At 61.7% G+C, this 277-nt stretch carries 1 rRNA gene; it reads right to left on the minus strand.

Annotated features, from left to right (window positions below):
• Nucleotides 1-277 (minus strand): 23S ribosomal RNA (locus PUR71_RS41365); the annotation flags it as partial.

The raw sequence follows: 277 nt of genomic DNA on the forward strand, positions 1-277 counted from the left end.
CGGGACAACCACCGCCCGGGCTGGACTACCTTCCTGCGTCACCCCATCGCTCACCTACTGCAGACTTGGACCGGCGGCTCCACCACTTCCCTTTGCCCGAAGGCTCCGGGACGGCTTCACGGCCTTAGCATCATCTGGTTCAGCGTTGGCGCTTCAAAGCGGGTACGGGAATATCAACCCGTTGTCCATCGACTACGCCTGTCGGCCTCGCCTTAGGTCCCGACTTACCCTGGGCAGATCAGCTTGACCCAGGAACCCTTGGTCAATCGGCGCAAGA

It is taken from the genome of Streptomyces sp. SP17BM10 (genome assembly GCF_036322405.1).
Classification (GTDB): domain Bacteria; phylum Actinomycetota; class Actinomycetes; order Streptomycetales; family Streptomycetaceae; genus Kitasatospora.